We start from the raw sequence: 7,344 nt of genomic DNA, 5'->3' as shown, positions 1-7,344 counted from the left end.
GACAGTGCGTTCTTGAGATGATAAACTAGTCATGAGTCGCAGTTCCTTTATGGTTGTTTTAGACAATTACCATTAAAGGCGCTGCGGCTTTTTTATTCAAGTGTTCGGTTTAATTTTACAATCTACCTTAAATATTAACGAAATCACTTATTAATAGCAAATTTGTACGTTTTTTAAAACGTTATTCTGACGCTTTTATTTGCGTGTTACAGAATTGTAACAAACCTTTCAGCGGTTGGCAGTATTGGGTTTTTACTGATTTTTAATTACAAAAAATGTTTTTAAATGCTATTCGTTTTCTAAAAGTAAAAAATATGATAAACTTGAAAATAGTTCGTTAATTGTGCGTTTTTTCTTACAAATTCAAGGTCATCATTCATGAGCAATAAATTGATTTAAATCAATTTGATGGGCTGTTTGTGATGAAAATGGTACTTGCTTAAGTGAAACGTGTTTTTGACGTAACAGTTCTTCAGCAAATGGATCATTATGATAATCACGCATAAAGTTAATGTTACGAATACCTGCTTGAAGCAAGAGCTTAGTGCATTGCACGCATGGTACATCTGTGACGTAAACTTCTGCGCCGTCGACGCTAATGCCCATTTGAGCTGCTTGCATCAGCGCATTTTGTTCGGCATGAACGGCTCGTACACAATGACCATCGACAATGAGATCACCGACCTCAGTGCAATGGGGTGTGCCTGCGACACTGCCATTATAACCACTTGCTATTATGCGATGCTCTCGCACAATAATAGCGCCTACGTGTAATCTTGTACATGTCGATCGTGTTGACAAAATGGCTGCCTGTGCAATGAAATATTGGTCCCAACTAATACGTGTATCCATATAATGTGCCTCGTTTTGTTTTTGAATCTGATAGAATGAGTATAACAAAATATTGTGAAGATTGAAGGAGATTTTTGAATGACAGAGTTACTTGACGGTGCCAAAGTTGCCAAAATAATTAATGACAAAACGTCTCAACGTGTGGCGGGCCTAGATAAGCCAGTTACTCTTGCTGTGATTTACGACCCAGACAATGAAGGTAGTCAATTATATGTTGGCATGAAGTCTCGGAAAGCAGCCAAGCTTGGCATTCAAACACGTGATATTCCTGTTGGCGCAGATGAAACGACCGAAAGTGTTATTGCGTTAGTTGAATCTTTAAACGCTGATGATGACGTGACAGGTATTTTAGTTCAAAGTCCACTAGCTAAAGTCATTAAGGAACGACAAGTATTTTCTGCAGTTGCACCGTCCAAAGATGCTGACGGTTTAGGTGCAACAGTTCAAGGGATGCTGTTTGGTGATGCTTTAGAGCCATATACCGTCGCCGCGACGCCACAAGGTGTGATGTCATTGTTAAATTATTATCATATTCCTACAAAAGGCAAAGTAGCTTTAGTAATTGGCAGGTCTCAATTATTTGGACGACCAATGTCAGCCTTGTTAAATAATGCAGATGCAACGGTGACTGTGGCGCATCGTTTTACTGAGCCAGATGTTTTGAAACGTTTGCTTAAGTTTGCTGACATTGTGGCTGTTGGTGTTGGTATTCCTAATTTTATTAAAGGGAAAGACTTGAAACAAGGTGCAACTGTCATTGATGTGGGGATGAATGTTGTTGATGGCAAAGCCACTGGTGATGTTGATTTTGATTCAGCACAGGGTATTGCGGATTTTATTACGCCAGTGCCTGGTGGTGTAGGACCAATGACAATTGCTACTTTATTAGAAAATACAGTTACATTAGCGGAACAAAATAAATAGTTTAATGAGAAGTAATGGCCTTAAAAGGCTTTATAACTTCTTTTTTTGTTCACAATTTATGATAGACTTGAAATTATAAGTGAGGTAAATGATGAAAAAATTAGATAAATCATTGTTTAACATCAAAAGTTTGAGTCAATTAATCAAGATTGGTGAAATCTACTATTTTACACAAACGCAGTTACGTGATGTTGAAAATGATACACAACATAGTATTTGGAAACTAGCAGATGGACAAACCAGTTTGATTGCTGAAGATGCATGGGCACCACAAAATGCGAATGGACAGTTAGCTTATCTACAAAAGATTGATGGTGTTGCGCAATTGTTTGTTGCGGGTGAACAAAAAACATTCGAGGCAGCAGGGATTCATCAATACACAGCAAAAGCGGATAATGATCATGTTTATTATCTGACCATGACGGTTCATCAGTCACCAACGCCCATATTATCACAGCGACCAACGCCACGTCGCATTACTGAAAAAAATTATAAAGCTGACGGATATGGTCTCATTGATGAATCAACTCAATATCGTATTACCTATTTAGATATTTCTAAAGATCTGACAAAAGTTGTTCTAAAGACTACCACGCGCACGACGTTATTAGATCAATTTGATCATAAATTATTATTGACGCAAACTGATAACATTGCAGGCCTTGGGGAGAGCAATAAAACGTTTTTGTTGGTTAATGGTCAGACAATTGAAGTGAGTCGTGATCTGCCAAATGGGTTAACTATGGATGGGGTGTTTGATCCACTTGGTGAAAAAATCGCACTGATTGCCCATGATGAGCAATATACAAATGCGAGAATTTTTGGTGTGTATCTATATGATATTAAACGAGATACTCTCACACCTATATTTGATTCTGATGTTGATGCTTTGCAAGATACGATGAGTGATGTGGTCTTTTTAAAGAGCGTTCATCAATTGCTTTGGCTAAATGATACGGAAATTGAATTTGTTGCGACTTATCATGGTCACAACCGCCTATACCGTTTGACAACAGATGGTATTTTGACGTTACTAGATGATACGCAACGCGCTATTTTATCTTTTACGTCAGAAGCGCTGATCACTTCTTATACCAATATACCTTCACAAATTGAAAATAGGCAAGGGGAGATTTTGTATCGACCAGATTCAAAAGAGGCGTTTATAATTGCTCAAAAATATCAATTTGCTTCAGAAGACGGTTCGATGGTTGATGGTTGGTTAATGCGCGCGCAACAACAACCTGCACCAACATTATTGTACATTCATGGCGGACCACATGCGGCTTATGCTGATGCTTTCTTTTGGGAATTTCAAATGTGGGTCGCACTTGGATATAATGTCGTTTTTACTAATCCACATGGTTCAACTTCGTATGGTCAAGATTTTGTGAAAAGTGTGATTGGGCATTATGGGGAGCAAGACTATCGCGATGTTATGACTGGCTTTGAAGCGGCTATATCAAAATTTCCTGGTGTGATTGATGCTGATAATATATTTGTGGCAGGTGGCTCCTATGGTGGTTATATGACTACTTGGATTATTGGTCATGATCACCGCTTTAAAGCAGCTGTTGCTCAAAGACCAGTCATTAATTGGATTAGTATGTTTGGTACAAGCGACATTGGTTATGATTTTACAAAGACTGAATTAAAATTGGATTTGCAAAATAATAATATTTCAAAATTATGGGCGGCATCGCCATTAGCCTACGCTAAGCATGTACGAACACCTATTTTACTGCTGCATGGTGAATATGACCTACGGACACCTTTGGGACAGTCAGAAGAATACTTCATGGCGATTAAAACACAAACAGATACACCAATCGAATTAGTACGATTGCCTGAGAGTTTTCACGGTGTTTCCAGAAACGGTCGACCAAATCTTCGCATCGCGCGGATTGAAGTCATGAATAATTGGTTTTCTAAATTTAAAAATTAACCCGTCAAAAGCATTTAGCTCAACATGAGCTAAGTGTTTTTTTGTGAGTCGAGTAGCTTAGCAACGTATGATACTATGAGCTCAAAAACATAAAAGGGGTACAAATTTTGAATAATGATTGATGATATGTTGGAAAAAGCTAAAAGACAACGAGTTAATGATATTTATATTTTGCCAAATGATGATAACAAGTATGTCATCAAATTTCATCTGAATGGTGGTTTAGTTTCTGAAACTAGCATGGCAGATGATCATGCAGAAAAATTAATATCAGCAATTAAGTATCGTGCAAAAATGAATATATCAGAAAGGCGTCGGCCGCAGCTTGGCCGTTTTCGTGGTGCACAAGTGTGGATTCGTGTTTCGAGTGTTGGTGATTTTTTGAATCGTGAAACTGTGGTCTTACGTCTTATCTATTCTGAGCATCATAAGCAACATTGGCTATCTTCAAAGCAATTTGAGCAAATGCAACTTGGTTTACCAGAGTCGGGTTTATTTCTCATCTCTGGGCCGACTGGTTCAGGCAAAACAACGACGCTTTATCACTTGTTGGAAAATATTGCCAACAACAAGCTAGTTTTAACAATTGAGGATCCAGTAGAAATTAGAAATCCTAACTTTGTTCAGTTACAAGTTAATGAAGCAGCTGGGATTGGTTATGAAGCTTTAATAAAAGTTGCTTTGCGGCACCGCCCAGAGATTTTATTAATTGGGGAAATTCGAGATTATCAAACAGCTAAAGCAGTCGTGCAGGCTGCTTTAAGTGGACACTTGGTTGTCAGCACGATACACGCCATGTCGGCGCGAGAAATTGTGTTGCGCTTGCTAGAGTTAGGTGTGGATTATAATCAATTATTGGCGGCACTAGCGATGGTAGTTTATCAAAGATTAGTGCCAATGATATCAGGGGATCAAGCAGCGATTGCTGATGTGCTCTTTGGCAGTGACATTACGACGGCTACCGGTTTCACAACACAATGGCAGGAGGTTCTTGATGAAGCATGTTTGGCAGGCAAAATTACATCAGCAACGCGAACAACATTTCAGTCGCTTTAAAACAAGTGATCAAGTGCAATTTTTTCAGGAGCTGGGTGACCTATTAGCTTCTGGATATAGCATTGGTGAAAGCATTGACATTATGACAGATGCTCATCAAAAGTGGCATCGTCAATTAAGTGTGATTAGAGATGGACTTCATGAAGGGCAGTCTTTCCCTAGTATAATGTCTATGTACGTGAATCAAAGTATATTGGTTCAGCTGAATTTAGCCCACGAACACGGAGATTTAGCCAATACATTGGTAAAAATGGGGCAAAATTTGGCCCAAATTGCACAACAACAAAATAAAGTAAAACAAGTGATGCGTTATCCGATTATCTTGTTAGCGATACTAGGAACCATGCTATTGGGGCTTAAATTTTTTCTTTACCCAATATTGAATCAATGGCAAAAATCGTCACAAGTAACAGGGGTTTATGATGCTCGCGCCATTGTAATATTAATGATGGCACTCCTACTGATAATAATCATTTGGCAATTTTGGCGGCGTATGAACTGGATAAACAGGCTTAATGTTATGTCTAAAATACCAATAATTAGTTTGATGACTAAAACGGTTGTGTCGTATCAAGCTAGTCAACAAATAGCGTCAATGTTGTCAGGTGGGTTAACTTTACCAGATGTTATTGATGCCATTGCGTGTCAAAACAATCATTCAGCATCAGTCTGTTTAGCGCAAGATGCGCAAAAATTTTTAAAGACAGGAGGACAGATTGACCGATACATTTTATCTAAGCAATTTTTGAACCAGTCATTGGCCGGTTATTTTATTAGGGGTTATACCCCAAAAACGTTAGCTCGTTACTTAGATTATTACGCAAAAACACAGTTTAAACTGTTAATGCAGCAAGCCGACCGTTTAATCGGTACATTGCAGCCGATTTTTTTTGGCATCATCGGCATAGCGATTATTGGTTTATATCTCAGCATGCTGCTACCAATGTATCATGCCATAGGAGGATTGTATAAATGAAACGTTTTAGAAAAAAACATAGCGGATTTACATTAATTGAAGCAGCAATTGTTTTATTTATTGTTAGCTTACTAATGTTAATTATTTTGCCCAACTTAAATGCACAACGTAAACATGCTGTGACGACTCATGCTGCCGCAATGGTGACAACAGTACAAACACAAATTGATTTGTATCAAAATGATCACCCAGATGACAGTGAGGTGACCATTTCTAAACTAAAAGCAAATGCTTATTTAACTGACAAGCAACTACAAAAAGTGCAAGACCTTAAAATTACAATTGTGAATAATGAAGCTCACCAATAGTGGATTCACGTTGGTTGAGTCATTAATCACATTACTCATCGTTAGTTTATGCTTGGTAATTGGCGCGCAGCCACCAAAGACAGTAGGAAAAAATACAGATCAATGGTTGGCAACGTTTAAAACGAGGTGGCAAAATGCGCGGCTAACTGCTCAGAGTCAAGGCCGTCAGGTAACAGTTATTTTTGATCAGTCTGAGATGTTGATAGACGGTGAGCACATACCTTATCCGCTAAATTATTCAAAATGTGTTCGGCAACAAATAAGTGTTTTGCCAACAGGTTATGTTGCGCCTATAACCATCACGCTTGATGGTTCGCCAAATATCAACATTATTTTCAGTTTAGGAGGTGGTGAATATCGTGTATCTAAAAAATAACCATAGGCAAAAGGGTTTTGTTTTAGCTGAAGCAATGCTTGCATTAAGTTTAATGGGAACTTTTGTTGTGTTTGAATATGATCAATTTCATCAATTTCAAAGACAACATTGTCAACTGAACAAGGAATTATCTACTTTGCAAAAAGAAAAGATTGATGCTTTGGAAGCGTGGGACAAGTATGCCAGCGAATAGAGCGTTTACTTTATTAGAATCATTGATTGCCTTGAGTTTGGCAGCATTATTTATGACAACAATTCAGTTTTTGATACCTCATCTAAGTCAAGTGACTCAACCAGATTACAATACCTCATTTCAAACAACCCTCCATCAACTAGAAATCCAAAAATATAGAGTAAAAGATAATGATAAACATGCTATTAATATGATAAGTACTGACGGTAAAACAATGACATTAGTGGTTAAAAATCATAAATTACAGTTGATTGCTTCAGGCAGTGGGCAAATTATCTTAATGGAAAATATCAACGACTTAACTGTCATGGCCTGTGGTAGTCATTTTAAGTTGTCAATAAAGATTAATAATCAAACCATTCGTGGCATATTATTTTTACAGAAAGCGGTAGCACCATGAACAGAAAACAAGCATACGTTTTAGTCACTGCAGTAACAATATTAGGCGCGTTGAGCACAGTATTTGTGTTACAAAATATAGCCTTTAATGAACAGTTGCGAGCACAATCAAAATTGATACAGCTGACAAAAATTAATTTGTTGCAAGCACGACTAAGCTTGTCGTATGCAACAAATGGCGATAAGTCATTAACGATTGATAGTATGGTGGCGACAGTCGTTCATCAGGAAATTTGTGTGTCAGTTCATGATCGTTGTGTAAAGGTACCACTGCTTGTGAAATAACCTTGAAAAAGGTTGGAAAACCGTCTAAAA

At 37.8% G+C, this 7,344-nt stretch carries 10 protein-coding genes; 9 read left to right on the top strand and 1 reads right to left on the bottom strand.

The annotated features are described in order from the left end of the window. Nucleotides 1-372: 372 nt before the first annotated feature. Entirely contained in the window at nucleotides 373-852 is a 480-nt protein-coding gene (locus BMG01_RS06780) for a ComE operon protein 2 (protein ID WP_004910199.1), read from the bottom strand. 78 nt (nucleotides 853-930) lie between these two features. On the opposite strand from BMG01_RS06780, the gene BMG01_RS06775 reads away from it, so the two are divergent. From BMG01_RS06775 to BMG01_RS06735, 9 genes are all read left to right on the top strand, one after another. Further along, nucleotides 931-1,776 (top strand): bifunctional 5,10-methylenetetrahydrofolate dehydrogenase/5,10-methenyltetrahydrofolate cyclohydrolase, encoded by an 846-nt coding sequence (locus BMG01_RS06775; protein WP_004910198.1) that lies wholly within the window; start codon nucleotides 931-933, stop codon nucleotides 1,774-1,776. A gap of 88 nt (nucleotides 1,777-1,864) precedes the next feature. Beyond that, nucleotides 1,865-3,721: a S9 family peptidase gene (locus tag BMG01_RS06770; protein WP_233127280.1), complete on the top strand. Its 1,857-nt coding sequence runs from the start codon at nucleotides 1,865-1,867 to the stop codon at nucleotides 3,719-3,721. Nucleotides 3,722-3,835: 114 nt separating this feature from the next. Beyond that, nucleotides 3,836-4,777 carry a competence type IV pilus ATPase ComGA gene (comGA, locus tag BMG01_RS06765; protein ID WP_004910194.1) on the top strand — a complete coding sequence of 314 codons (942 nt, stop codon included), beginning with the start codon at nucleotides 3,836-3,838 and terminating at the stop codon, nucleotides 4,775-4,777. Further along, entirely contained in the window at nucleotides 4,716-5,753 is a 1,038-nt protein-coding gene (locus BMG01_RS06760) for a type II secretion system F family protein (protein ID WP_036068600.1), read from the top strand. The genes comGA and BMG01_RS06760 overlap by 62 nt, the downstream gene beginning before the upstream one ends. Beyond that, nucleotides 5,750-6,061 (top strand): competence type IV pilus major pilin ComGC, encoded by a 312-nt coding sequence (gene comGC / locus BMG01_RS06755; RefSeq protein WP_004910189.1) that lies wholly within the window; start codon nucleotides 5,750-5,752, stop codon nucleotides 6,059-6,061. The genes BMG01_RS06760 and comGC overlap by 4 nt, the downstream gene beginning before the upstream one ends. Then, nucleotides 6,045-6,437 (top strand): prepilin-type N-terminal cleavage/methylation domain-containing protein, encoded by a 393-nt coding sequence (locus tag BMG01_RS06750; RefSeq protein ID WP_036066195.1) that lies wholly within the window; start codon nucleotides 6,045-6,047, stop codon nucleotides 6,435-6,437. Before comGC ends, BMG01_RS06750 begins: the two co-directional genes overlap by 17 nt. Then, complete coding sequence (locus BMG01_RS06745; protein WP_004910184.1) at nucleotides 6,421-6,630, top strand: hypothetical protein; 210 nt, start codon at nucleotides 6,421-6,423, stop codon at nucleotides 6,628-6,630. Before BMG01_RS06750 ends, BMG01_RS06745 begins: the two co-directional genes overlap by 17 nt. Then, on the top strand, nucleotides 6,617-7,030 hold the full coding sequence (locus BMG01_RS06740) for a prepilin-type N-terminal cleavage/methylation domain-containing protein (RefSeq protein ID WP_004910180.1): 414 nt from the start codon (nucleotides 6,617-6,619) through the stop codon (nucleotides 7,028-7,030). The genes BMG01_RS06745 and BMG01_RS06740 overlap by 14 nt, the downstream gene beginning before the upstream one ends. After that, the gene (locus BMG01_RS06735) at nucleotides 7,027-7,314 is read left to right on the top strand and encodes a hypothetical protein (protein ID WP_004910176.1); all 288 of its coding nucleotides are present in this window, start codon (nucleotides 7,027-7,029) and stop codon (nucleotides 7,312-7,314) included. The genes BMG01_RS06740 and BMG01_RS06735 overlap by 4 nt, the downstream gene beginning before the upstream one ends. The last annotated feature ends 30 nt before the right edge of the window (nucleotides 7,315-7,344 follow it).

Origin of the sequence: Leuconostoc sp. BM2 (assembly GCF_002095565.1) — a bacterium.
Classification (GTDB): Bacteria; Bacillota; Bacilli; order Lactobacillales; family Lactobacillaceae; genus Leuconostoc; species Leuconostoc falkenbergense.
The sequence above is the reverse complement of the archived record's forward strand: the minus strand, read 5'-3'. Positions and strand labels throughout refer to the sequence as shown.